The sequence below is a fragment of the Amycolatopsis sp. cmx-4-54 genome (assembly GCF_046548895.1).
Classification (GTDB): Bacteria; Actinomycetota; Actinomycetes; order Mycobacteriales; family Pseudonocardiaceae; genus Amycolatopsis.
In genome coordinates, this window is the sequence record NZ_JAEBEJ010000002.1 from 944296 (window position 1) to 966920 (window position 22625).

Consider the following 22625-nt stretch of genomic DNA (forward strand, 5'->3'; position numbering starts at 1 on the left):
CTCGCTGCTCTCATCTTTGGTCCGCGCGGGCGTCGCGGACGGCTCACCGAGTTCATGGTCTTGTCTTCACTAGTGTGGACCACGGGGTCCCGGGTGGTCGCATCGATGTGGCCGTATGTGAGCTTGGCCCCTTCCCCGGACGGTGGACGAAGGAGCGTTGAGTGCCGGAAAACGATGCGCCGAGGTGGCCGTCGGACGACAAGGACACCTCATCCGCCGAGCCCAAGGGCGCGAAGGGAGAGGGCGAGACCACGATCTGGCTGCCCATGACGGGGATGGCGAACGGCAAGACCGAAGAGCTGTCAGTGCCGAAGGTCACACCCGAAAGTGGCTCGTGGTTCGACCCGGTCGTCGAGGTGGAGGAGGAACCGGACATTCCGGAGATCCCGACGCCGAAGTGGTCCGCCTTCGAACCGGTGACGCCGGTCGAGCCGGAGCAGCGCGAAGAGCCGAAGACCCTCTTCGTCAATCCCGTCCAGCCACAGCACCATGGCGAACCGGACTGGGACCAGTTCGACCGCGGCGCTGAGCCTTCGAGACCCGAGCCGAAGCAGGAGCCTCCGAGGCAGGAGCCCCCGCGCCGTCCCGAGCAGAGCCGGGTCGAGCCGCCGACTCCCGCGCCGGTCCCGTCCGCGACGATGCACGCGCGTCCGGTCCGCATCGAGCCCGCCGAAGAGCGTTTCGACTCCGAATCGACCGTCGGCATCCAGCGGCCCGAGCCGCCGTCCAAGGAACCCCCGGCCGTCGAAAGCGAGGCCGCGCCCGCGCCGAAACCGAAGCGCAAGCGCAAGGCCCTGCTGATCACGACCCTGGTCGTCGTCCTGCTGCTCGCCGGGATGGGCGGCGCCGCCGCGATGCCGAAGGTGTCGAACCGCCTCGGCCTGCCCTGGGCGCCGAACGCGCCGAAGGGCGAGATCCCCAAACCCGCGGGTATCACCCGGATCCTGCACGGGCCGGACATCAACGGCGCCGGGCCGACGAAGGAAGGGCTCGCGGCCGCGCTGGCGGGCCCCGCCGGTTCGCCGGACCTCGGCACGCTCACCGGCACCGTCGTGGACGCGGCGTCCGGCGAAGTCCTGTGGGACAAGAACTCCGGCACCCCGCTGACCCCGGCGTCGACCACGAAGATCCTCGTCGTCGCGGCCGCTCTGCTGTCGATGGACCACGGGACGCAGTTCTCGACGAAGATCGTCCAGGGCGCGGATCCGGGCACCGTCATCCTCGTCGCGGGCGGCGACCCATCGCTGACCTCGCTGCCGCTGGGCACGGACTCGCCGCTGTATCCGGGCGCGGCCCACGTCGACGACCTCGTCGCCCAGGTCAAGAAGGCCGCGGTCGGCAAGATCTCCAAGGTCCAGCTGGACATCAGCCTGTTCAAGGGGCCGACGTCCGCGAAGGGCTGGGACCCGGAGGACACCGCCGCCGGGAACACCTACATGGCGCCGGTCCTCCCCGTGATGGCCGACGGCGGCCGTTCCGACCCGAAGAACGACCACGCGGCCCGTGTCGCGAACCCGGCGGCCGCGCTGACCCAGAAGATCGCGGGCAAGCTCGAAGCCCAAGCCGGTGGTACGACGACGGCGCCGAAGGACGCGAAGGTGCTCGGCGAGGTCAAGTCCCAGCCGCTCGCGGAGTTCGCCAACTCGCTGATGCAGCTTTCGGACAACCTGATGGCCGACGTCCTCGCCCGCCAGCTCGCGCTCGCGAAGGGCGCCGAGGCGTCGTTCACCGGCGGCGCGACCACGACGATGGACGTGCTCAAGCAGGCGGGGTTCGACCTCACCGGCGTCCAGATCAACGACGGCAGCGGACTGTCCGACCAGAACAGGATCCCGGCCAAGGTGCTCAGCGAGATCCTCGCGGTCGCGGCGGCGCCGGACGGCAAGGACCCGAGGACGGCCAAACTGCGGCCGCTGCTGGCCGGTCTCCCCGTCGCGGGCGGCAGCGGGACGCTGGAGAAGCGCTACGGCGATCCGGCGTCGGCCGCGGGCCGCGGCTGGGTGCGAGGCAAGACCGGGACGCTGTCCGGGGTGAACACCCTGGCGGGGGTGGTGCTGGACACCGACGGCCGGATGCTGGTGTTCGCGCTGATGTCGTCCGGATCGGACCAGAACAAGGGCAGGGCCGCGCTCGACGTCGTCGCGGCGACCCTGCACAAGTGCGGCTGCAGGTGATTCGGTGAGCGACCGGAACCGGAGCGTGAGGAAGTCGGGACGGAATCCGGTCTTCCAGCGGGTAGCGTCATAAGAGTGACTGAGGAAACGCCGACCAAGACACGTTCGATGGTCGACTGGTCCCTGGCCGCCTCGACGGGTGCCCTCCTGGTGCGCGGTGGTCCGGTGGTCGACCGCGAAGAGGCCGAAGAAGCCGTCGCCGATCTCCGTGACCTGACCGGTGAGGCCGAGGGACACGTCCGCGAGCTGACCGGGCTCGGCCTCGATCTGCCGTTGCTGCCCGCCGAAGTCGTCGACCGGCCCGGCTGGGTCCGTTCGGCCGCGGCCGGCCTCGACGCGCTCACCGGCCGTGCGCTGCCGGAGGCGCAGGGCGGCCCGCTGGCGCCCGTGCTGGCCGGGGGCGCCGGCGTCCAGACCGGCCTGGTGCTCGCCTTCCTGGCTTCCCGCGTGCTCGGCCAGTACGACCCGTTCGGCGGGCCGGACCGCGCCGGGCAGCTGGTGCTCGTCGCGCCGAACGTGGTCGCCGCCCAGCGCGCGATGGACGTTCCGGGCCACGACTTCCGGCTGTGGGTCTGCCTGCACGAATGCACCCACCGGTTGCAGTTCACCGCGGTCACCTGGCTGCGCGACTACTTCGCCGACGAGGTCGAGCGCCTGATCGGCGGGCTCGCCGGGCGGGACGCGGACGGCCTGAGCGATCTGGTCGGCCGCCTGCCGGACACCATCAAGCAGATCGGCAAGGGCAAGGTAGGCGGCGCCGGTCTCGCCGAACTCCTGCAGTCGCCGAGCGAACGAGCGGTGTTCGACCGGCTCCTCGCCCTCTCCACGCTGCTGGAGGGGCACGCCGACTTCGTGATGGACGCCGTCGGGCCGCAGGTCGTGCCGAGTGTCGAGCTGATCCGTTCGCGGTTCACCGCCCGGCGCAAGGGCGGCGGCCTGATCGACCGCGTGCTGCGCAGCCTCCTCGGCGTGGACGCGAAGCTGCGCCAGTACGAACAGGGCGCGAAGTTCACCAAGCACGTCGTCGACGCCGTCGGCATGGACGGCTTCAACGCGGTGTGGACCTCGCCGAACACGCTGCCGACCAGGGCCGAGATCGGCGATCCGGCGGCCTGGGTGCGGCGACTGCACGGGTGAGCGGACCGGATCCGGCGATCGCGGCCGTGCGGACGGCCGTGCGGGAGTTCCTGGCGTCGGCAGGGGTCGTCGACGAGATCTGCGTCGCGGTCTCCGGCGGCGCAGACTCCCTTGCGCTGACCGAAGCGGCCGCGTTCACCGGCGGCCGCGCCGGGCTGAAGGTGCGGGCGCTCGTCGTCGACCACGGCCTCCAGGACGGTTCCGCCGAAACCGCCGCCCGGGCCGCGAACACGGCGCGGGAACTGGGCGCCGGCACGGCCGAAGTCCTGAAGGTGCGGGTCGAGGGCGCGGGCGGACCGGAAGCGGCGGCCCGCCGGGCCCGCTACGGCGCCTTGCGCTCGGCGCTGCCGGACGGACGCGGCCTCGTTCTGCTGGGCCACACCCTCGACGACCAGGCCGAAACGGTCCTGCTCGGCCTCGGCCGGGGCTCCGGGCCGCGTTCGCTGGCCGGGATGCGGCCGCACGACCCGCCGTGGGGACGGCCGCTGCTCGGCGTCACCCGTGCCACCACCCGCCGGGCCTGCCAGGCGCTCGGCGTCGACCCGTGGCAGGACCCGCACAACGCGGATCCGCGGTTCACCCGTGTCCGGTTACGGACCGAAGTACTGCCCCTTCTGGAGGATGTTCTGTCCGGCGGTGTCGCGGCGTCGCTCGCCCGCACGGCGGCGCAACTGCGCGAGGACACCGAGGCGTTGGACACACTCGCGGACGAGATCCACCTGCGCGCCTTCACCGGCGAAGGGCTCGACGTGGCGGTGCTCGCCACCGAACCGCCCGCGCTGCGGCGACGCGTCCTCCGCAGGTGGCTGCTGGACTCCGGCGTCCGTGAACTCACCGACGCCCACCTTCGTTCGGTCGACGCTCTGGTGGGGAATTGGCGGGGTCAGGGCGGGGTCTGGCTACCCGGCGACTTGGTGGCCACGCGGGCGCATGGCAGGCTCACGGTGTCGATCGGGTGAACCCGCGTCCGCGATCGACGTCGGCAGGACGCTGCCTGGTCATCCACCTCCCGGAGGTGGATCGGGCGTCCTGCCACCGCGATAGCGGGGCCTCCGGCCGTGGCGGGTTCACGCGTATGGTGACCATTCATCGATACGACCCGGCTCCGCGAACAGGCTCAGCCGAAGCACCCCAGTCCACCACCTAGAGGGGATCGTCCCGTGTACGAAGGCGAGATCGCCTCCGTGCTCGTCACCGAGCAGCAGATCAACGACAAGATCGCCGAGCTGGCGGCAAAGGTCGCGGCGGACTACCCGGCCGACGGCCCCGGCGCCGGGCGGGGAGACCTCCTGCTCGTCGGCGTGCTCAAGGGCGCGGTGATGTTCATGACCGACTTCGCCAGGGCCCTCCCCCTTCCCTCCCAGCTCGAGTTCATGGCGGTCTCCTCCTACGGCTCGGCGACGTCGTCGTCCGGCGTGGTGCGGATCCTCAAGGACCTCGACCGCGACATCGCCGGCCGCGACGTGCTCATCGTCGAGGACATCGTCGACTCCGGGCTGACCCTGTCCTGGCTGCTGAAGAACCTCGCGAGCCGGAACCCCGCGTCGCTCGAGGTCGTCTCGCTCCTGCGCAAGCCGGAGGCGGTCAAGGTCGATGTACCGGTCAAGTACATCGGGTTCGACATTCCCAACGAATTCGTGGTCGGGTACGGCCTCGACTACGCGGAGCGTTACCGGGACCTGCCCTACATCGGCACCCTGGACCCGCACGTTTACACGTCCTGAGAGCCGCTTGCCCGCGTGAGCGGAAATACGGAACCCTGAGCGCGGAGAACGCGTCATAGGCAGCGTTCGAGTGCGTTAACCTATGCGAAGACCTTTGCCACACAGCCGTCGTGGCCTGGCCCGGGGGAAACGGAGAGAGCTCAGATGGGGAACAGCTTGGCGGACGCGAACGCGTTCAAGAACGCCGCGGCCCAGGGTCAGGTCGGGATCGACCCTGACGCGGCCCAGACCGTCCTGAACAAGATCCGCACCGGCAAGGACGCCATCGAGGCCCTCCTCCAGCGGGCCGGCGACCTCGGGCAGGCGCCGAAGCTGGGCAACAACCCGGTCGGCAACGCGATCGCCGCGAAGGTGGCGAACCGTGCCGACGGCGGAGGCGACTCGTACGCGGCCGCGCTCCAGAACCTTTACCAGCAGTACGAGGCCGCCGAGTCCGGCATCGTGACGGCGATGGCCCGCTACCACGAGATCGACCAGGACGCGGCCCAGCCGTTCCGTAACGTCTGAGGGGGAGTCAGAAAGCCATGCCACCGAAGCACAGCGCCGACTCTTACGGCGAGAGCAGCAGCAGCACCACGCCGGTCCAGCTCGGCGACAACTCGCACGCCGAGAGCATCGTCTCCTCGGCGCGCGGCCGGTCCGACGGGTTCGACATCGGCGCCGACCGCGCCATCACCAACCCGCCGAACTGGGAGAGCGCGCCCAGCAGCCAGGACCTGTGGAACCAGGCCAACATCGGCAACGACCCCAGCACGGCGACCGGCATCAGCCAGTCGTGGGGCTCGCACGGCAGCAAGCTGAGCCAGGCGTCGAACGACCTCTACAACGCGATCTCCGAACTGGGCGCCGCCTGGATCGGACAGGGCGCCGCGGCCGCGCAGGGTTCGCTGGTCGCCATCGCGAACTCGGGTTCGCAGGCCTCCGAGGCCGCGCAGACGATGTCGGACAGGCTGCAGAAGCAGGCCGACGCCGCCACCAAGGTCAAGCTCATGCCGAAGCCGACCGACTACAGCCCCGAGAAGGCCATGGGCCAGGCGCTGGCGGCGGGCCCGATCGGCATGATCACCGACCAGAAGCCCCTCGCCGACCAGGACAAGGAAGTGCGGGCGGAGCAGGCCAGGTTCCTCGAGGCCTACACCAAGGAGATGAGCGAGGTCGACAGCTCGACCCCGAGCTTCGGCCCCGAATCCCTCGGCATGAAGCCGACCGCGACGCACAACAGCGCGTCGTTCAGCGGCGTGGGCAACATCGCCGGCGGAGGCCTCAACTCGGGCGCCGTCTCCGGAACCCCCGTCTTCGCCGGCACGCACGGTTACGGTGGCGCGCAGGGCGGCGCCGGTGCGCCCGTCCACGCCGGTCCGGACTCGGGCGTCTTCTCGCAGGCCGGCTACAGCCCCGCCGCCGGTGTCGCGCCGGGTGCGGGCGTCGCGTCCGGCGCCGGTGCCCCGATCGCCCCGCACGCCCCGGCGAGCGGCGGCAACGGGCTCGGCCAGGCCCTCACCGCGGCCGCGCTCGGCGGCGGCCTCGGCTACGCGGGCGCCAAGGCGCTCGGCCAGGGCAACAAGTCCGGCGCCAAGGACACCGACAGCACCGACGCCGCGGCGACCGAGAAGGGCGGGCCCGCGCAGAGCGCCGCGTCCCAGGCCGTGCCGCAGCAAGGCATCGTGTCCTCCAGCGGCACCATCGGTGGCGCCGCGCCGCCGATGCACGGTATGGGCGGCGGCATGGGCATGGGTGCGCACGGCGCGCAGGCCGAGCAGGAAGAGGAGCACACGCACGCGTCGTTCCTCATCGAGCCGGACCCGGACGACGCCTTCGGCGCCAACGAGGCGACCCCGCCGCCGGTCATCGGCGCGTGGACCGAAGACGACGAACGCTAGAGCGGTTTCTCACCGGGCGCGCGGCCGATCCGGCCGCGCGCCCGCTGACTTGTTCGGGGGCCGGCGGAGGAAGGTGGATGCCGAAAGGCGACCACGCCTGAACCCGCCCCGGCCGAAGGCCCCGCTATCGCGGTGGCAGGACGCCTCGTCCGCGGTCGTGAGGTAGTTGATCAAGCAGCGTCCTGCCGACGCCGATCGCGGACGCGGGTTCACCAACAGACACTAGGGGCGGATGATGGCGAACGGTGACCTGCTCACCCCGGTCGAGCTGGACTTCCTGTGGGAAGGCGCGAACGCCGGTGAGCTGCCGTACCCGCTGCGGCTCCGCTCGCACGGGGCGACCATGGACGAGCGCGGCGCACTGCGGACGCAGACGCTCCAGTCGCTGAACCAGCGTCGTCTCGCCGACGAACGAGGACGCCCCGAGCCGCATATCGAGGACTACTTCGGTGTCCTCGCGAGGCCGGACCTGAGCCTGGACTGCGTCCAGCTCAACAATCCCAACACCGAACCGCTGCTCGCGGTCGCGTCGCTGCTCGGCGGCCAAGGCCTGCTGACGGTGCAGGACCCGCGCGGTTTCCACTTCCACCCCATCGCCCCGGACGGCCTCGCGAGCGCGATCGTCTCCCTGCTGCCGCCGGGTTCGCGCGGTACGGAGAAGTCGATCACCCTCCCGCTGGACGGGCTCGTCGGCGCTTCGGGCGCGGACTTCCTCCAGCGTCGCCAGCCGCAGGTCGACGGCTCGGCGACGTCCGACGAGGATCGCAAGGCCCTCTCGAGGCTCCAGGCGCAGCCGCGGCTTCGCGGTGGCCAGTTCGGTGCCAACGCCCGCAGCAAACACGGCACGCGGAGCCGGTCTTCGGTGCTGAGCTGGTTCGACACGCAGTCCGGCCGGTACTTCACCCAGGCCACCCGTGGTTCCGACGGACGGGACTGGATCACCGTCGCGCCCGCGGACCCGGCGACGCTGCGGCAGCGGCTCACGGAGATGCTGGGGAAGATCGCTGCCGAAGCCTCGCCCGCGCACTGACCCTCCCTCTCACCCGCGCGCCAGGAAAGGCTCTTTCCTTGCAAAATTTGCAAGGAAAGGACCTTTCATTGCCTTCGCGCCGCACACTTGACCGCAGCCGGACGCCGACTGTCGTACCCCTTCGCTATCGTGAACCTCTGGGCGTCCCGAGGCCCATGAAGCCGAGGTGCCGGGAGGGCACGGAGCAAAATGCACCAGGAACACTTCACACCGATGGCGTTCGACTTCCTCTGGGAGTCCGCCGAGCTCGGCGACCTGCCATACCCGCTGCGCGTCCGGTCGCACGGCGCGACCGAGCTCGAACGCCGGGCGCTGCGCCAGCGCGTCGACAACGAACTCCAGGCCCGCGGCATCCGCGACGGCCGGGGAAGGCTGGAGCGGAGGATCGAGGACTGGCTGTACCTCCTCGCCCGCGGCTCGCTGACCATCGACGCGCTGCACATCCCCGAATTCCAGGCCCCGACCATCGCCGTGCTCGGCGCCACCGACGGCCGCGACGCGGTGATCGCGATCCAGGACCAGTCCGGGATCTGGCTGCGCGAAGCCCCCTCCGACGGGCTCCCGACAGCGGTCGTCGACCTGCTGCCCCCCGGGCAGCGCGGCTCGGAGGCGTCCGTCACGCTGCCGATCGACGACGCCCGCCGCACCGAGCCGATCCGCGCCGCCGTCAACCCGACGAAGCAGGCGGAGGAGCCCGAAGCGGCGAAGAGCCGCCGCAAGGACAGGCCGCGCGTCTCGCTCAGTGACCGCATCACCGCGGACCCGCGCGAGGCGTTCGGCAAGCTCACCGGCCAGCCGAGGCTGCGCGGCGGTCAGCTCGCAGCGAACAGCCGGTCCCACGTGGGCGCCAAGCAGCGGTCCCGCGTCCTCGGCTGGTTCGACACCGCCAGCGGACGCTATCTCAGCACGTCACAGGCCGGTCCGGACGGACGCGAGTGGGTCACCGTCTCACCCGCCGACGTCAAGACACTCCGGATGCGGCTGGGCGAAATGGCCGCCGGTGTGGCGGTGGACACACGCTAGAGCCCCGCTCCGGGAACCCTCGCGCGACGTCCGCCGTTTACGTCCGAGAGGCTCACCACCCTCATCCGTCCAGGCGGGCGGTATCCTGAGGGGCGGGTGTCGGAGCACCATGGGTCGTCAAGATCGTGATGGCGGGTATCACATGAGCCGCCCAACCAGGAAGGGTCGAGGCCACCAGGGCCGAGTCGTATGAACCGGAAGAGCGTGCTCAAGAACCCAGTGCTCTGGATTCTCGCGGCGGTACTGGCGTTTCTCGCATACAACACGATCTTCGACAGTGATCGTGGCTACACCCAGGTGCCGATCTCGATCGCGAACCAGCAGATCACCACGAACAACGTCAAGGAAGCCTCGCAAGAGGACAAGGAGCAGCAGATCAAGCTGCTGCTGAACAAGAAGATCGAGGTCGACGGTCAGCAGGTCGACCAGATCATCGCGCAGTACCCGGCGAACGTCGCGGGCACCATCTACGGCCAGCTCATCGGCCTCAAGAGCGGTGACAACCCGGTCAAGTTCACCACCAAGGTCACCCAGCAGAACGTCCTCACCCAGATCCTGATCTTCGCCATCCCGCTGGCCCTGGTGCTGGGCCTGCTGATGTGGATGATGAACAACGCCCAGGGCGGCGGGAACCGAGTCCTCAACTTCGGTAAGTCGAAGGCCAAGCAGCTCAACAAGGACATGCCCAAGACGACCTTCGGGGACGTCGCGGGCGCCGACGAGGCCGTCGAAGAGCTGTACGAGATCAAGGACTTCCTGCAGAACCCGGCGCGCTACCAGGCGCTCGGCGCGAAGATCCCCAAGGGCGTCCTGCTCTACGGGCCGCCCGGTACCGGTAAGACGCTGCTCGCGCGAGCCGTCGCCGGCGAGGCGGGCGTGCCGTTCTACACGATCTCCGGTTCGGACTTCGTCGAGATGTTCGTCGGTGTCGGCGCCTCGCGAGTCCGCGACCTGTTCGAGCAGGCCAAGCAGAACGCGCCCTGCATCATCTTCGTCGACGAGATCGACGCGGTCGGCCGCCAGCGCGGTGCCGGCCTCGGCGGCGGCCACGACGAACGCGAGCAGACGCTGAACCAGCTCCTCGTCGAGATGGACGGCTTCGACGCGCGCGGCGGCATCATCCTGATCGCCGCGACCAACCGCCCCGACATCCTCGACCCGGCGCTCCTGCGTCCCGGCCGGTTCGACCGCCAGATCCCGGTCGCCGCACCGGATATGCGCGGCCGCAAGGCGATCCTCGAGGTGCACGCCAAGGGCAAGCCGATCGCGCAGGGCACCGACCTCGGCAGCCTCGCCAAGCGGACCGTCGGCATGTCCGGCGCGGACCTGGCGAATGTGCTCAACGAGGCCGCGCTGCTCACCGCCCGCCAGAACGGGCACGTGATCACCGACGCCGCGCTGGAGGAGTCGGTCGACCGAGTCGTCGGCGGCCCCGCCCGCAAGAGCCGGATCATCTCCGAGAAGGAGAAGAAGATCACGGCCTACCACGAGGGCGGGCACGCGCTCGCCGCGTGGGCGATGCCGGATATCGAACCGGTCTACAAGCTGACGATCCTGCCGCGCGGGCGCACCGGCGGTCACGCCCTGCTCGTCCCGGAGGACGACAAGGAGTTGATGACCCGCTCGGAGATGATCGGGCGCCTGGTCTTCGCGATGGGCGGCCGGACGGCGGAGGAGCTCGTCTTCCACGAGCCCACCACCGGTGCCTCCTCCGACATCGAGCAGGCGACCAAGATCGCCCGAGCGATGGTCACCGAATACGGCATGAGCGCCCGGCTCGGCGCGGTCAAGTACGGCCAGGAGCAGGGCGACCCGTTCCTCGGCCGCTCGGCGGGCCGCCAGGCGGACTACTCGCTGGAAGTCGCGCACGAGATCGACGAGGAGGTGCGCAAGCTCATCGAGACCGCGCACACCGAGGCGTGGCACGTGCTGAGCACCTACCGCGACGTGCTGGACGAGCTGGTCATCGAGCTCCTCGAAAAGGAGACGCTGACCCGCAAGGACCTCGAGCGGATCTTCGCGACCGTCGAGAAGCGCCCGCACATCACCATCTTCAACGAGTTCGGCGACCGCAAGCCGTCCGACAAGCCGCCGATCAAGACCCCCGGCGAGCTGGCGATGGAGCGCGGCGAGCCCTGGCCGCCGCCGGAGGAGAAGAAGGAGCAGCCGGTGCTGCAGCCGGCGCCGACCCCGGTCGGCACCGCGCAAGGCGGCGGCGACCTTCCCGGTGGCCCGCCGTACGCGCAGCCCGCTCCGCCGCCGGACCCGAACGCGAACCCGTACGCCCCGCCGCCGCCGGGCGCCTACCCCAACGGTGGTCGCTCCAACGGTGGGCCGAACGGCACCGGTCACTGGCCCCAGGCATATGGTGGGCAGCAGCCGGGCGGTCCGGCAGGCGGTTACCAGGGTGGACCCGTTGGCGGTCCGCCGAACTACGGGGCTCCCCCCGGATGGACCCCGGCCACGCAGCCGGGCGGCCAGCCGAACCAGCCCTGGCGTCCCGCCGAAGACCGCCCGCGCGACGGCTGGTTCGCTGACCAGCCCGGCGGTCAGCAGGACGAAGGACAGCAACGGCGTGACGACGGACAGGACGACACCAAGCGGTAACGGCGTAAGCCCGGGCTTCGACCAGGACCGGGCCGAGAAAGCCGTACGCGAACTCCTGCTCGCCTGTGGTGAGGACCCGGACCGGGACGGTCTTTTGGAGACCCCGGCCCGGGTCGCTCGCGCTTACCGGGAAATGTTCGCCGGGCTCTACACCGAACCGGACCACGTCCTGGACCGCACGTTCGACGAGGCACACGAAGAACTCGTCCTCGTGACGGACATCCCGATGTTCAGTACCTGTGAACACCACCTCGTGCCCTTCCACGGTGTCGCCCACGTCGGCTACATCCCGAACGGCCACGGCAAGGTCACCGGCCTGTCCAAACTGGCCCGCCTCGTGGACCTCTACGCCAAGCGCCCCCAGGTCCAGGAGCGGCTCACCTCCCAGGTCGCCGACGCGCTCATGCGCAAACTCGAGCCCCGCGGCGCGATCGTCGTGGTCGAGGCCGAGCATCTCTGCATGGCCATGCGCGGCATCCGCAAACCCGGCGCCAGGACGACGACGTCCGCCGTGCGCGGGCTGCTGAAGTCCTCAGCGTCCTCGCGGGCGGAGGCGCTGGATCTGATCAAGGGCCGTCGATGACCGCCCTGCCCCGGCCCGGCCGGTGCGCGGTGATGGGGATCCTGAACGTCACCCCGGATTCCTTTTCGGACGGTGGCCGCTATCTGGGCGTCGAGCAGGCGCTGGAGCACGCGCACGAGATGTGGGCGCGCGGGGCGGATCTGATCGACGTCGGCGGGGAGTCGACACGGCCGGGAGCGTCCCGGGTGGACGCCGAGACCGAGATCTCCCGGATCATGCCGGTGATCCGCTCGCTTGCCGCCGACGGCGTCGCGATGTCCGTGGACACCACTCGCGCCGAGGTCGCCCTCGCCGCGGTCGAGGCGGGCGCGTCCGTCATCAACGACGTCTCCGGTGGGCTGGCCGATCCGAACATGGCGAAGATCGCCGCCGAGACCGGTGTCCCGTACGTCCTGATGCACTGGCGCGGGCACAGCAAGGACATGAACGCGCTGGCGTCCTATGAGGACGTCGTCGCGGACGTGCGCGCCGAACTGCTGTCCCGAGTGGACGAAGCGCTCGCCGCGGGTGTCGACGCTGGTGCCATCGTGCTCGATCCGGGGCTCGGGTTCGCGAAGAACGCGGAGCACGACTGGGCGTTGTTGAACGGCCTGGATTCCTTTCTGTCACTGGGTTTCCCGGTTCTCGTCGGTGCCTCGCGCAAACGGTTCCTCGGGCGCCTTTTGTCCGGAAGGGACGGAAAGCCCGCTCCGCCGGACGGCCGCGAGAACGCGACCGCGGCCGTGTCCGCGCTCGCCGCGGCGGCCGGTGCCTGGGGAGTGCGGGTGCACGAGGTCGGCGCGAGTATCGACGCCGTGACCGTCGCGGCGGCTTGGCGGAAGGGGAGTCCCGTTGTCTGACCGGATCACGTTGACCGGATTGAGGGTCTTCGGCAGGCACGGGGTCTTCGACCACGAAAAGCGGGACGGGCAGGAGTTCGTCGTCGACATCGTGGTGTGGCTGGACCTCGGCCCGGCCGCCGCGTCCGACGACCTGACCAAGACCCTGCACTACGGCGAACTGGCGGAACTCGCCGCCGGGATCGTGGCGGGCGAGCCGTACGACCTCATCGAGAGCGTCGCCGGGAAGATCGCCGACGAGGTGCTGCGCGACGAGCGGCTGACCGCCGTCGAGGTGACGGTGCACAAACCGTCCGCGCCGATCCCGCTGAACTTCGACGATGTCGCGGTCACGGTGTTTTCTGCGCGCACCGCCGAAAACGCGCCGACGGGGCGCGAGCCGGAGCCTTCCCGGCGGCTGCCGTGACCGGGCCCCGGCACCGCGTTTCCGGGCGGCCTGGCGGCCGCGAAAGAGGGCGCGCGCGGTGAAGTCTCCGATCGCGCGCTGCGCGCACTCACAGAGACGGCGGGAGCGATGAGCCGCGCGCTGCTCTCGCTCGGTTCCAATCTGGGGGACCGGCTCGCGTTCCTTCGGTCCGCCGTCGACGCCGTCCGGCCCGCGGTCGTCGCGGTGTCTTCGGTCTTCGAGACCAAGGCGTGGGGTGTCGAGGACCAGCCGGATTTCCTCAACGCCGTCGTCCTGGTGGACGATCCGGCGCGCGATCACTGGGACTGGCTGCGCACCGGGCAGGCCGCCGAGCAGGCGGCGGCGCGCGTGCGCGAACTCCGGTGGGGTCCGCGCACGCTGGATGTCGACATAGTGACCGTGGACGGGGTGCGCTCCGACGACCCCCAGCTGCTGCTTCCGCATCCCGGCACGCCGGAGCGCGCGAGCGTGCTGATCCCCTGGCTGGAGATCGAGCCCGGCGCGGTGCTCCCCGGCCACGGTCCGGTCGCCGACCTCCTCGCCGCCCGCCCCGCTTCGGACCGCGACTCCGTCCGCCTCACGCATTTCGTCCTCTGAATGCGGTAGTTGGCGATACGAACCACCGCATTCAGAGGACGAAATGCGCATCTGGCGTTCGGCTTTCGGCCGGAGGCGGGGACTGTGTGGATTTCTGGACATCTGACGTCCCGAAATCCACACAGTCCCGGGCAAGCCCCGATGGTTCGTGATGCGAACCATCGCATTGGGCGCCGAATTGCGGGTGGGGGCCTCGGCGAGGGGTTGCGAAAGCCACTTTCACAACGTTGAAGGTTGCGAAAGTGGCTTTCGCAACGCATTCCGTCGTCTCGCGTCTGGGCCTCGCCTCGTGCCTCGGCTTCGCGCTCGCAACGTGCCTCGGCTTCGCCTGCGCCCCGCTCGGCTTCGCCTTCGCAACGCACCCCCGCCTCGTGCCTCGGCTTCGCCTTCGCAACGCACCCCCGCCTCGTGCCTCGGCTTCGCCTTCGCAACGCACCCCCGCCTCGTGCCTCGGCTTCGCCTTCGCAACGCACCCCCGCCTCGTGCCTCGGCTTCGCGCTAGCGACCCACCCCACCTCCCGCAATTAGCCGACTAAACGCGGCAGGCGGTAGCAAAGGTCCCTTGCTACCCCAGCGCGGAGCGCAGGGCGGCGATGATCCACTCGGCCTGCGCCATCTGCGAGGGGAACGACGGCCAGCCGTTGATCTTCCCCAGCAGCATCCAGTACCGCTCGGCGCGCGGGTCGGAGCTGATCGCCATCCCGTCGGTCAGCCGCTTGCGCCAGGCCGGGTCGGCGGGGTCCCGGCCGTTCCGCGAAGACTGCGTGAAGATCGTCTCCGCCAGCTCGCGGCCCTCGGCCGAGTCCGGCGCGAGGCCGGCTTCGAGCGCTTCGGTCGCTCGAGCGCTCCACGCCGTCCACAGCTCCTGCTGCTTCGCGCCGAAGTCCGCTCCGTCTTGCTTCCGCAGCTGCGAGTGCCACTCGCTCATCCGGCGGATGGACGCACGGAATTCCTCGTCCTGTACGAGTTCGGCGAACTCGATCCAGGCCTCCAGCTGCTCGGGTGTCGGGTCGTCGGGCAGTTCCGGTTTCGCCGAACGCATCCGTTCGTAGAACTCGGGGTCCAGTTCGAGCCCTTCGACCATGTCCGCCCAGAACTCGTCGAGCAAACGCTTGCGGTCATCGTCTGACATCGACGCGAGTTTGTTCATCAGTTCGACCTCCTCCAGTGGTGAGTCCCGTTTGGCCACCGCCCGCAGGACCGCCCGGCGCAGTTTCAGCCGCCGGATCTGCTCGTCCAGGGCGGCGACGTGCTGGACCGCGAGGTCCCCGATGGTCGCTTCCCTGGTCAGCGCCCGTTCCACGTCGGCGAGGCCGAGCCCGAGCTCCCGCAGTGTCCGGACCAGCTCGAGGCGCGCCATCGCGGTGGCGTCGTAGAGCCGGTAGCCGGAGCCGGTGCGGTCGGTCGGGGGCAGGAGCCCCTCGTCGGAGTAGAAGCGGATGGTCTTCACCGGCAGGCCGGTCCGTTTGGCCAGCTCCCCGATGGTGAAAACCGTTGCGGTGCCCATAGGCTTCATCGTCGACTCTCCAGTTGGTGGAGAGTCAAGCCTGCCAGGTAGCGTTGGACCATGCACTTCACCCGGCCACGTGAGCTGGCGGTGGCCGGCCTCCTGGGTCTCGTCCTGGCTTATCTGCTCTTCCAGGTCGCCTACGGATCCATCCCCGAGCTTCCGCTCTTCGCCGGAATCACGCTGCTCGTCCTCGCGCTCTGCGAGACCGTGCTCGCCTTCATCATCCGTGCGCGGATCAAGAGCAATCGCGTGCTCGCCGCGATCTCCGTCGCCCGATCGGTGGCCCTCGCCAAGGCCTCTTCGCTCGCCGGATCCGCCATGACGGGCGTCTGGCTCGCGGCTTTCGCGTATCTTTTTCCGCGACGTGACGAACTCCTCGCGGCGAGCGGCGACCTCCGCTCGGCGACGGTCGGGATCGTCAGCTCGGCGGCGCTGGTAGCTGCGGCTTTATGGCTCGAACACTGCTGCCGGACCCCCGAGGGCGGTGATCGGGACAGCGATCCCGAGCCGACCGGTTAACGCTCGGGAGCCACCGCTCGAAGTACCGACTAGGTCTCGTTCGGATTACTAGAAGGTACGGTGTTGGGCATGACCGGGGTGGGTGACGACTCGCGCGGCCGCCTTGCGGGTAGGCCGTGGCTTGTCGTCGGCTTGGTTCTCGCCGTCGGCGCGACCCTCGCATTGGTGCTTTCCGACGACCTCCGCTACTTGCGTCTGGGAATCGTCGCGGCGCTGTGGGCCGCCTTGATCGGTGCTTTCCTGGCGGTCCGCTACCGCAAGCACGTGTCACAGAGCGAGGACGCCGTCGCCGAGGCGCAGGCCGTCTACGAGCTGGAGCTGGAACGCGAGATCGCCGCCCGCCGCGAGTTCGAGCTCGAGATCGAGGCGGAGACCCGTCAGGCCGCCGAGAGCCGCTCTCAGGAAGAGCTCGAAGCGCTCAGAGCCGAGGTGAGCGCTCTGCGTGAAAGCCTCCAGTCGCTCTTCGGCGGCGAGGTGCTCCTCGAACGTGTCGCGCTCACCGCGCAGGCCACCCGGATGCGGTCCCTCGACAACAAGCAGCTGATGAGCGCGGGGTCCGAGAACGGCAACGGCAAACCCCAGCTCATGGCGGCCAAAAGCACCACGATCGACGTCGAAGACCGTGGGCGCGAACGCCCGACCGAGATGATCGACCGCGTCCTCGAGCCCGCTTCCGCGCGGGCTTCGGCGCCGCCCGCCGCCCGCCGCAAACCGGCGAACGGCCAGGTCAACGGCGCCAACGGCTACGGCCACAACAACCAGGTCCAGCGGCCGAAGCCGGTCGACGAGTCGACTCGCCGCAGTATGCGCAAGGCGGACGCCCGCGCCTCGAAGGCGGCCGAAGCGCTCGCCGCCGAAGCCGCCCGTCGCGAGCGGCTCGAGATGTCGAACCCCGGGATGTCGCCCGCCGAGGTCTCCCGGCCGATGCCGAGGGTCGACCCCCAGCGCAAGACCCCGCCACCGGTGACGCCTGCCGAGGTGTCCCGCCCGTCCATGCCGGGCCTGTCGCGCTCCGAGGTCTCGCAGCCCTCGATGCCCACCGTCGCCCGGCAGCCCCAGCGCAACGAACCGCCCCGCCGCCCGCAGCAGGCTTCGCTGCAGCAGCGGCTGGACGCCGGCACCGTGCAGCGTCCGCCCGCGCCGCGGCCCGAGGAGCAGACCCGCAAGCAGACGCCGCCGGTGAAGCCTCCCGCGCAGGCGAAGCCGGTCAAGAAGGTCGAGCCGGATCGTCCCCGGCCGAACCGCGAGCTCGGCCTGACCCGGCCCGGGATGAAGCCGGTCGAGCGGTCCCGGCAGGCCGGTGGCACGCCGCCGCCCGCGAACAAGCCCGCCGCGCCGGAGCAGATGGAGGCCACCGGCGAGTGGAAGCCGTCGTGGACGCAGGAGCGCCCGGTCTCCGACCTGAGCGCGGCGTTCCCCAGGAAGGACGACTTCCAGGACCGGTTGCGCCCCACACCGCCGAATCCCCAGCAGTCCTCGGTCTCCCTGCCCCGGCCGGAACCGCGTCCGGAACCCCGCCCCGAGCCGAGGCCGGAGCCGCGCCGTGAGCCGGAGCCGCCGACGCCGCCGTCGATCCCGGCCGCGTCCGAGCCGCCTCGCCGGGCCGAGCCCGTGCGGAAGCCGGAGCCCGAACCCGTGCGCCGTCCGGCGGCCGAGGCGCCGTCGCGGCACAGTTCGCCGCCCGTCGAGGAGCCGCCCGCGGTCAACCCGACGTTGCCCGAAGAGATCCGCATGGCGCAGAACGGCGGCGGTGGACGCCGTCGCCGCGCGGCGGAAGACTCCTCGGTTTCGCTCACCCCGGCCCCGAACGTTCCCGAGCCCACCGGTGGCGGCCGTCGCCGCCGTCCGGACGGGGAGCCCCCGGCCTGGCAGAGCACCGAGTCCACCGGCGGCCGTCACGGCGGCAGGCGGGCGAAGCCGGACGACGAGGAGCCGTCCCGCAATGGCTCGTCCGGGGCTTCGCACAGCCGCCCGGAGACGTCCGCCGCGGGTTCCCACGCGTCCGGCCGGTCGGTGATGGATCTGCTCGCCGCCAACGGCGCGAACGAATCCACTCCGCGGCGCAGACGGCGTGCCGAAGACTGACCGCGTACCGACGGTAGGGTGACCCGCTGTGAGCGAGCCTTCCTCCCCGGCGCCCGATCTCGACCGGCCACGCCGGTCCCGGTCGATCACCGTGTTGCTGCCGGTGCTCGGGCTGATCGCCGTCGCGCTGTGCGGGTTGTTCGTCTTCGGCACGGTGACCGAAAAGGTCGGCCCGCTCGCGGTGGGGATCGGCGTGCTCGCGGCGCTGGTCCCGGTCGGCGTGGTGGTCACCGCGTTCCTGTGGGTCGACCGCTGGGAACCGGAACCGCCGAAGCTCCTGCTGCTGTCCTTCGTCTGGGGCGCGTGCGTCGCGACGATCATCGCGCTGCTGCTCAACAGCGGTGCCGAGGCCGTCGGCGACCTGCTGCTCGGCACCGGCGTCGGCAGCAAGATCAGCGGCCTGGTGTCCGCGCCGCTGGTCGAGGAGGCCGCGAAGGCCGCTTTCATCCTTTTGCTGTGGTGGCGCCGCCCGATCGAGTTCGACGGCGTCGTGGACGGCATCGTCTACGCCGGGTTCACCGCGGCCGGTTTCGCCTTCACCGAGAACATCTACTACTTCGGCCGCGCCTTCGCCGAGCACGGTTTCGGTGACGGCACGAGCGCCGGTGTGCTCGCGGCGTTCTTCCTTCGCGGCGTGCTCTCGCCGTTCACACACCCCTTGTTCGCCGTGATGACCGGGATCGGGCTCGGCATCGCCGCGAGCAGCAAGGTGCGCTCGCTGCGGATCCTGGCGCCGATCGGCGGCTACGTCATCGCGGTGCTGCTGCACGCGCTGTGGAACGGCGCCGCGCTGCTCGGCGGCGCCACGACCTTCCTGAACGTCTACTTCCTGATCATGGTGCCGCTGTTCATCGGGGTCTTCTCGGTGGTGGTCATGCAGCGGCGCCGCGAGCAGCGGATCGTCGCGGCCGCGCTGCCCATGATGGTCGACGCACGCTGGATCGCCCCGTCCGAGGTCACGCTGCTGGCCAGCCTCTCGGGACGGCGGTCGTGGCGGAAACAGGCGCGGAAGCAGTCGGGACGGGAGGCGGCGAAGGCCGTCGGCCGTTATCAGGCCAGCGTGACCGAGCTCGCGTTCCTGCGGCGCGGCCGGAAGCTCACCGACGATGCGAAACAACGGCAGCGTGAGCTGCTCCAGGTACTCAAGACGTCGCGGGCCGAGGCCGTGCGGCTGGCCGACGGCGCGCCGCGCGGGTGACCTCTGTCAGGTGAAGCTGGTCACGGGGGCCGGTTCAGACGCGTGCCGGAGGGTTACTCTCGCGCCGTCGTCTGGTACCCGCGACCGCAGAGCGGGACTGGAACGAGTTGAGGAGTTTTCGACCATGAGCGTCCACTGGCGCACGCCATGATGAGGCCCGCTCGCCTGGCCGTCGGCGTCGTTTCCGCGGGGCGTGTCGGCAGTGTCGTCGGCGCCGCGCTCACCAGGGCCGGGCATACGGTCGTCGCCGCTTCGGGCCTTTCCAGCGCCTCGGTGCGCCGGGCGGAGCAACTGCTCCCCGACGTGCCCCTCCTGCCACCCGACGAGGTCGCCCGACGGGCCGACCTGGTCCTGCTGGCCCTTCCGGACGACGCGCTCGCCGGGATGGTGCGCGGTTTCGTCGCCACCGGATCCCTCCGGCCGGGGCAGATCGTCGTGCACACCTCCGGCTCGCACGGGATCGACGTCCTCGCGCCCGCCGCCGAGGCCGGGGCGCTGCCGCTGGCCCTGCACCCCGTGATGACCTTCACCGGCCGCGCCGAAGACCTCGAAAGGCTGGCCACCTGCAGCATCGGCGTCACGGCCACGGAGGGTGACGAAGCGGCGTGGAACGTCGGCGAGGCGCTGACCGTGGAGATGGGCGCGGAGCCCGTCCGGGTCCCTGACGAAGCGCGAGCGCTCTATCACGCGGCGTTGGCGCACGGCGCGAACCACCTGATGACCCTGGTCGCCGATTGCGCGGAATTGTTGCGGGAGGCGGGAATCGTCCAGCCCGAACGCCTGGTGGCTCCGTTGTTGTCGGCGGCGTTGGATAATGTTCTACGACACGGGGACCGGGCGCTGACCGGGCCGGTGGCCCGTGGTGATCTCGGCACCGTGCGTAAGCATCTCGCGGTGCTGGCCGAACGTGGCCCCGACATCGCCCCGAGCTACCGCGCGCTGGCCAAGCGCACGCTGGCGCGCGGCGACGCCGCCGGGCTCCTGGACGCTTCGGCCGCCGCCGAGCTCACCGAACTCCTCAGTGATCCCGCCGATCCCGCAGATCCCGCCGAAGGGCAGCAAAACCAGTGACCACACCGAAATTCGCCCGAGGCACGCTGCACACCTTCCAGCCGCCCGAGCAGGTCAGCCAGGTGACGCGTGCCCTGCACGGCGTCGGCCGCAAGGTCGCGCTCGTGCCCACGATGGGCGCCCTGCACGCGGGCCACCGCGAGCTGATCCGCCGCGCGAAGCGGCTGCCGAACACGGTCGTCGCGACGTCGATCTTCGTGAATCCCCTGCAGTTCGGGGAGGGCGAGGACTTCGAGGCGTACCCGCGTCCGCTGGACAAGGATCTCGAGGTGCTGAAGGAGGACGGCGTCGAGCTGGGCTTCCTGCCCAAGGCGTCGGATCTGTATCCCGAGGGGGCCACCGTCAAGGTGCATCCCGGCGCGCTCGGCGACGAGCTGGAAGGCGCGGTGCGGCCGGGGCATTTCGCCGGCGTGCTGACCGTGGTGGCGAAACTGTTCAACATCGTGCGGCCGGACTACGCCTTCTTCGGGGAGAAGGACTACCAGCAGCTGGTGCTGATCAAGAAGATGGTGCGTGACCTGAACTTCGACACCCGCGTCATCGGGGTGCCGACGGTCCGGGAACGCGACGGGCTGGCGTTGTCCTCGCGGAACGTCTACCTGACTCCGGAACAGCGCGAGGACGCGATCGTGTTGTCGGCGGCACTCACCGCGGGTGCCTTCGTCGGACGCGACGGCGCGGAAGCCGTGCTGGCGACCGCCAGGCAGACCCTCGCCGCGCGTGCGGGGGTCGAGGTCGATTATCTGGAGTTGAGGGGAACCGACCTCGGGCCCGCGCCCGTGGACGGTGAAGCGCGGTTGCTGATCGCGGCCAGGGTGGGGAGTACCCGGCTGATCGACAACGTCGGAGTGGTGCTCGGTGCCGCCGCGGACCATCCGGAACACGCGCTGGACGCAGGGGAATAGGGAGAGTCCACGATGTACCGCACGATGCTGAAATCGAAGATCCACCGGGCGACGGTCACCCAGGCCGACCTCCACTACGTCGGCTCGGTGACCGTCGACGAGGACCTGATGGACGCGGCGGATCTGCTGCCGGGCGAACAGGTGTCCATTGTGGACGTCACCAACGGCGCGCGGCTCGAAACGTACGTGATCGCGGGCGAACGCGGCACCGGGGTGCTCGGCATCAACGGCGCCGCGGCACATCTGGTGCACCCGGGTGATCTGGTGATCCTGATTTCGTACGCGCAGATGGAGAACGCCGAGGCGGCCGCGTTCCGGCCGCGGGTCGTCTTCGTCGACGCGGACAACCGGATCGTCGAGAAGGGCGCCGACCCCGGGCACGCGCCGGAGGGCTCCGGTCTGCTGAGCGGCACCGTGACGCTGGCCGACGACGACACGATGACCTTCCCGGTCGCCGAAACCGCCGACGCCCGCCGTCTCGACGCGCTGCTGCACGCCGAAAGCTGAGCCCTTGCTGCTCACGGTCGACGTCGGCAACACCAACATCGTGCTCGGGCTGTACTCCGGGCACGCTCGTGCTGATGGCTCCTCGGCGGGAAAGAGCACCTCGGAGCTGATCAGCGACTGGCGCATGCGCACCGACGCGCGCATGACCGCCGACGAGCTCGCGCTGACCATGCGCGGGCTCCTCGGCTCGCACGCGGACGCGATCTCCGGGATCAGCGCGCTGTCCACGGTTCCCGCCGTGCTGCGGGAGCTGCGCGTCATGCTTTCGCGGTACTACGCCAAAGTGCCGAAGATCGTCGTCGAGCCGGGGGTGCGCACCGGCGTGCCGCTCCTGGTGGACAACCCCAAGGAGGTGGGCGCGGACAGGCTGGTGAACACCCTCGCCGCGCACCATCTGCACCCGGACACCGCTTGTGTGGTGGTGGATTTCGGGACTTCGACCAATGTGGACGCCATCTCCGCCAAGGGCGAGTTCCTCGGCGGCGCGTTCGCGCCCGGCATCGAGATCTCGGTCGACGCGCTGGCCGCACGGGCCGCGGCGCTGCGCAAGGTGGAGCTGGTGCCCCCGCGGTCGGTGATCGGGAAGAACACCGTGGAATGCCTGCAATCCGGCATCCTCTACGGTTTCGCCGGCCAGGTCGACGGCCTGGTGAAGCGGATCAAGCGCGAGCTCGCGCCCGGCGGGGCGGATCCGGTCGCGGTGATCGCGACGGGCGGCCTCGCGCCCTTGGTGCTCGACGAGTCCGAGACGATCACCGAGCACGTCCCGGAGCTGACGCTGCTGGGCCTCCGGCTGGTCTACGACCGCAACCGCCGCGTTTAGTCCTCTG

Annotated in this window: 21 protein-coding genes; 20 read left to right on the plus strand and 1 reads right to left on the minus strand. The window is 70.4% G+C overall.

The genetic code is table 11. The features are described 5' to 3' along the window. Positions 1-161: 161 nt before the first annotated feature. From dacB to folK, 13 genes are all read left to right on the plus strand, one after another. Positions 162-2174 (plus strand): D-alanyl-D-alanine carboxypeptidase/D-alanyl-D-alanine-endopeptidase, encoded by a 2013-nt coding sequence (dacB, locus tag ACLJQ7_RS09850; protein WP_410647778.1) that lies wholly within the window; start codon positions 162-164, stop codon positions 2172-2174. A gap of 108 nt (positions 2175-2282) precedes the next feature. Beyond that, positions 2283-3311 (plus strand): zinc-dependent metalloprotease, encoded by a 1029-nt coding sequence (locus ACLJQ7_RS09855; protein WP_410647897.1) that lies wholly within the window; start codon positions 2283-2285, stop codon positions 3309-3311. Then, complete coding sequence (gene tilS / locus ACLJQ7_RS09860; protein ID WP_410647779.1) at positions 3308-4270, plus strand: tRNA lysidine(34) synthetase TilS; 963 nt, start codon at positions 3308-3310, stop codon at positions 4268-4270. The genes ACLJQ7_RS09855 and tilS overlap by 4 nt, the downstream gene beginning before the upstream one ends. A gap of 201 nt (positions 4271-4471) precedes the next feature. After that, on the plus strand, positions 4472-5035 hold the full coding sequence (gene hpt, locus ACLJQ7_RS09865; RefSeq protein ID WP_410647780.1) for a hypoxanthine phosphoribosyltransferase: 564 nt from the start codon (positions 4472-4474) through the stop codon (positions 5033-5035). A 144-nt stretch (positions 5036-5179) separates the two neighbouring features. Beyond that, the gene (locus tag ACLJQ7_RS09870; RefSeq protein ID WP_410647781.1) at positions 5180-5542 is read left to right on the plus strand and encodes a hypothetical protein; all 363 of its coding nucleotides are present in this window, start codon (positions 5180-5182) and stop codon (positions 5540-5542) included. Positions 5543-5559: 17 nt separating this feature from the next. Next, positions 5560-6915: a WXG100 family type VII secretion target gene (locus tag ACLJQ7_RS09875; RefSeq protein WP_410647783.1), complete on the plus strand. Its 1356-nt coding sequence runs from the start codon at positions 5560-5562 to the stop codon at positions 6913-6915. Between the two features lie 235 nt (positions 6916-7150). Next, the gene (locus ACLJQ7_RS09880; RefSeq protein ID WP_410647898.1) at positions 7151-7945 is read left to right on the plus strand and encodes an ESX secretion-associated protein EspG; all 795 of its coding nucleotides are present in this window, start codon (positions 7151-7153) and stop codon (positions 7943-7945) included. Positions 7946-8134: 189 nt separating this feature from the next. Continuing rightward, complete coding sequence (locus tag ACLJQ7_RS09885) at positions 8135-8968, plus strand: ESX secretion-associated protein EspG (RefSeq protein WP_410647784.1); 834 nt, start codon at positions 8135-8137, stop codon at positions 8966-8968. Between the two features lie 189 nt (positions 8969-9157). Next, complete coding sequence (ftsH, locus tag ACLJQ7_RS09890) at positions 9158-11575, plus strand: ATP-dependent zinc metalloprotease FtsH (protein ID WP_410647785.1); 2418 nt, start codon at positions 9158-9160, stop codon at positions 11573-11575. After that, entirely contained in the window at positions 11544-12158 is a 615-nt protein-coding gene (folE, locus tag ACLJQ7_RS09895) for a GTP cyclohydrolase I FolE (RefSeq protein ID WP_410647787.1), read from the plus strand. The genes ftsH and folE overlap by 32 nt, the downstream gene beginning before the upstream one ends. After that, the gene (folP, locus tag ACLJQ7_RS09900) at positions 12155-12997 is read left to right on the plus strand and encodes a dihydropteroate synthase (RefSeq protein ID WP_410647788.1); all 843 of its coding nucleotides are present in this window, start codon (positions 12155-12157) and stop codon (positions 12995-12997) included. Before folE ends, folP begins: the two co-directional genes overlap by 4 nt. After that, positions 12990-13403, plus strand: coding sequence for a dihydroneopterin aldolase (folB, locus tag ACLJQ7_RS09905; protein WP_410647789.1), 414 nt, complete (start codon positions 12990-12992; stop codon positions 13401-13403). The genes folP and folB overlap by 8 nt, the downstream gene beginning before the upstream one ends. Positions 13404-13511: 108 nt before the next feature. Continuing rightward, positions 13512-14000 (plus strand): 2-amino-4-hydroxy-6-hydroxymethyldihydropteridine diphosphokinase, encoded by a 489-nt coding sequence (folK, locus tag ACLJQ7_RS09910; protein ID WP_410647790.1) that lies wholly within the window; start codon positions 13512-13514, stop codon positions 13998-14000. A 565-nt stretch (positions 14001-14565) separates the two neighbouring features. Here the strand turns inward: folK and ACLJQ7_RS09915 are convergent. Further along, a complete protein-coding gene (locus ACLJQ7_RS09915) occupies positions 14566-15507 on the minus strand; it encodes a MerR family transcriptional regulator (protein ID WP_410647791.1) in 942 nt (313 codons plus the stop codon). Positions 15508-15567: 60 nt separating this feature from the next. Here ACLJQ7_RS09915 and ACLJQ7_RS09920 point away from each other — a divergent pair, with 60 nt between their 5' ends. The 7 genes from ACLJQ7_RS09920 to ACLJQ7_RS09950 all read left to right on the plus strand — a co-directional run bounded on the left by ACLJQ7_RS09920 (position 15568) and on the right by ACLJQ7_RS09950 (position 22618). Beyond that, positions 15568-16029, plus strand: a complete 462-nt coding sequence (locus ACLJQ7_RS09920; protein WP_410647792.1) for a DUF3180 domain-containing protein — start codon at positions 15568-15570, stop codon at positions 16027-16029. A gap of 69 nt (positions 16030-16098) precedes the next feature. Further along, a complete protein-coding gene (locus ACLJQ7_RS09925) occupies positions 16099-18114 on the plus strand; it encodes a DUF6779 domain-containing protein (protein WP_410647793.1) in 2016 nt (671 codons plus the stop codon). A gap of 28 nt (positions 18115-18142) precedes the next feature. Then, positions 18143-19312: a PrsW family intramembrane metalloprotease gene (locus ACLJQ7_RS09930; RefSeq protein WP_410647794.1), complete on the plus strand. Its 1170-nt coding sequence runs from the start codon at positions 18143-18145 to the stop codon at positions 19310-19312. Between the two features lie 135 nt (positions 19313-19447). Beyond that, positions 19448-20383: a Rossmann-like and DUF2520 domain-containing protein gene (locus ACLJQ7_RS09935; RefSeq protein WP_410647899.1), complete on the plus strand. Its 936-nt coding sequence runs from the start codon at positions 19448-19450 to the stop codon at positions 20381-20383. After that, complete coding sequence (gene panC / locus ACLJQ7_RS09940; protein WP_410647795.1) at positions 20380-21288, plus strand: pantoate--beta-alanine ligase; 909 nt, start codon at positions 20380-20382, stop codon at positions 21286-21288. Before ACLJQ7_RS09935 ends, panC begins: the two co-directional genes overlap by 4 nt. 12 nt (positions 21289-21300) lie before the next feature. After that, positions 21301-21795 carry an aspartate 1-decarboxylase gene (panD, locus tag ACLJQ7_RS09945; RefSeq protein ID WP_410647797.1) on the plus strand — a complete coding sequence of 165 codons (495 nt, stop codon included), beginning with the start codon at positions 21301-21303 and terminating at the stop codon, positions 21793-21795. Positions 21796-21799: 4 nt separating this feature from the next. Next, entirely contained in the window at positions 21800-22618 is an 819-nt protein-coding gene (locus ACLJQ7_RS09950; RefSeq protein WP_410647798.1) for a type III pantothenate kinase, read from the plus strand. Positions 22619-22625: the final 7 nt, after the last annotated feature.

What these genes read in the sequence shown, in the direction of transcription:
- ACLJQ7_RS09855 (WP_410647897.1), top strand. Translation starts at nt 2,283, where the DNA reads ATGGTCGACTGGTCCCTGGCCGCCTCGACGGGTGCCCTCCTGGTGCGC.
- ACLJQ7_RS09870 (WP_410647781.1), top strand. Translation starts at nt 5,180, where the DNA reads ATGGGGAACAGCTTGGCGGACGCGAACGCGTTCAAGAACGCCGCGGCC.
- ACLJQ7_RS09875 (WP_410647783.1), top strand. Translation starts at nt 5,560, where the DNA reads ATGCCACCGAAGCACAGCGCCGACTCTTACGGCGAGAGCAGCAGCAGC.
- ACLJQ7_RS09880 (WP_410647898.1), top strand. Translation starts at nt 7,151, where the DNA reads ATGGCGAACGGTGACCTGCTCACCCCGGTCGAGCTGGACTTCCTGTGG.
- ACLJQ7_RS09885 (WP_410647784.1), top strand. Translation starts at nt 8,135, where the DNA reads ATGCACCAGGAACACTTCACACCGATGGCGTTCGACTTCCTCTGGGAG.
- ftsH (WP_410647785.1), top strand. Translation starts at nt 9,158, where the DNA reads ATGAACCGGAAGAGCGTGCTCAAGAACCCAGTGCTCTGGATTCTCGCG.
- folP (WP_410647788.1), top strand. Translation starts at nt 12,155, where the DNA reads ATGACCGCCCTGCCCCGGCCCGGCCGGTGCGCGGTGATGGGGATCCTG.
- folK (WP_410647790.1), top strand. Translation starts at nt 13,512, where the DNA reads ATGAGCCGCGCGCTGCTCTCGCTCGGTTCCAATCTGGGGGACCGGCTC.
- ACLJQ7_RS09915 (WP_410647791.1), bottom strand. Translation starts at nt 15,507, where the DNA reads ATGGGCACCGCAACGGTTTTCACCATCGGGGAGCTGGCCAAACGGACC.
- ACLJQ7_RS09920 (WP_410647792.1), top strand. Translation starts at nt 15,568, where the DNA reads ATGCACTTCACCCGGCCACGTGAGCTGGCGGTGGCCGGCCTCCTGGGT.
- ACLJQ7_RS09925 (WP_410647793.1), top strand. Translation starts at nt 16,099, where the DNA reads ATGACCGGGGTGGGTGACGACTCGCGCGGCCGCCTTGCGGGTAGGCCG.
- panD (WP_410647797.1), top strand. Translation starts at nt 21,301, where the DNA reads ATGTACCGCACGATGCTGAAATCGAAGATCCACCGGGCGACGGTCACC.